Here is a 1,685-nt window from a genome sequence, read left to right on the forward strand (position 1 = left end):
CAGCGGGCCCATGCCACCGCTTTTTGCTCTTGGCATGGCTGCGATTATGCTGCCTTATTGCTTAGTGCCAGTTTTGCGGCACTAGCAATGGCTTGTAGTTCACGGACAGCATGTCCGCGATAGCGAGGAGTTTCATATCAATAGTCTGAATCATTACATTTAATAGTGTCAACTATTTCAACTAATTCCCAGTTCAACTTGCTCATGCGCACGCGATAGTCGCAAAATTTATTATAAGGCGACAAGCAACACGACTCACCAGTTTTATTACCAAAATCGTCATAAAACGAAACTGTTTTATTGTATGGCATTACGCTATGAAGTATAAAATACCAATATTTTTCATCCTCGCTGCAAGATTCAACACCCCAATCGTGTCTCAGCGTAAAGTACAAATCGGGGAATAGCGAACTCATACGATCCTCAACATACCACTCCCGCTTAGTGGCAAATGAGGCAGAATCGTGCGTCAGCATGTCCCGTTGGGTATAGGGCAGGTAGCAATTGGCGAAAGGCGTTTTGTAAAAGTCATCACCGCTAATAAAATGCACTAGCTCGCGCTCTAGTTCAAAGCCCACTACATAGTATTGCCGCTTTAGTGGCCAATACTTCTCCCACGCCTTGCTCCTCCGACTTCCTCGCGCACTATACAGCGAATCGTAGCCAGGGTATTCGAAACGCCAGTACTCAATTTTCTCATTTCGATTTTTAACCACATCAGCCCTCAGGAATAGGTTCTCATCAAAATCGGGTATTAAGCTGTCTAATAGAGGAAATTGCTCCGCATTTTCTTTTAATCTATTATTCTCGTCACGCAAGCTATCTAGAATACCAGATTTCATCAACCTGTAACTGTAAATATTCTTCATTAACTCGCTAACCAGCAACTTTTTTCGCTCATTACGTGTTTTTGGTGATAAAAGAGGAACCTGCTTCTTCGAAAGGACAGGCAGCGCACGCCAACTTAAGTTAGGATAGTTTTTTTGATAACGTTCAAACGTTGACCAGTGAAAGAAAACATTATTTGGCCAATCGAGATATATTACCATTTCTGACTTGTGGTTGTATGCAATCAAATTATCTCCGTATAAAGGGTTGTCTGTATCATATCCACCAAAATATCTATCTCTATAGCTATAAAAACCCACAATGCTATCGTTACGCGAAGTAAATTCGGGAAATCCAATCTTATAAAATTCGAAATCCGGCCATATGCTTTGAATATCTATCCGACACATATTAAAATCAGGCGTTAATGCCCAATCCCCAAAAGCATAACATACCTGATGTATAAAAAAGTCCCCATAATCCCTTTCAGATTTATCGCGCATAACGCTATCAGGGTTTTCTTTACCCGTTAATACAATACACCCTCTCAAAAACTTTGCTTTCAAGTGTTTACGCAAAACTACATATGCAGTATGGCTATCAGCAGGCAGGACAGTCTGCGCAGTGACAGAAGCCATCATCGATAGCATTAAAATTATTATAGCGATGTGTTTCATATTTTTGTTTTTGCAACAATAAATTTGATTTTAATAACTACTAAAACGAAGTTCATTTTGAAATATTAGGTTTCATAAAACAAAGAAAATCACTACTGTCCGACAAAAAGATTCCAGTTGAAACGTTAGTTGAATAAAAATAAGGGGCTACTCCCCGAAGGTTTCACCCCGATGTTGTAG

At 40.0% G+C, this 1,685-nt stretch carries 1 protein-coding gene; it reads right to left on the reverse strand.

All coding sequences use genetic code 11. The annotated features are described in order from the left end of the window. Nucleotides 1-137 precede the first annotated feature (137 nt). Nucleotides 138-1,505 carry a hypothetical protein gene (locus BLS65_RS17685; RefSeq protein ID WP_125869955.1) on the reverse strand — a complete coding sequence of 456 codons (1,368 nt, stop codon included), beginning with the start codon at nt 1,503-1,505 and terminating at the stop codon, nt 138-140. Nucleotides 1,506-1,685 lie beyond the last annotated feature (180 nt).

The sequence above is a fragment of the Williamwhitmania taraxaci genome (assembly GCF_900096565.1).
In the GTDB taxonomy this organism is placed as follows: domain Bacteria; phylum Bacteroidota; class Bacteroidia; order Bacteroidales; family Williamwhitmaniaceae; genus Williamwhitmania; species Williamwhitmania taraxaci.

Excerpts from the sequence above, each read along its gene's own strand:
- BLS65_RS17685 (WP_125869955.1), bottom strand. The coding sequence starts at position 1,505 with ATGAAACACATCGCTATAATAATTTTAATGCTATCGATGATGGCTTCT.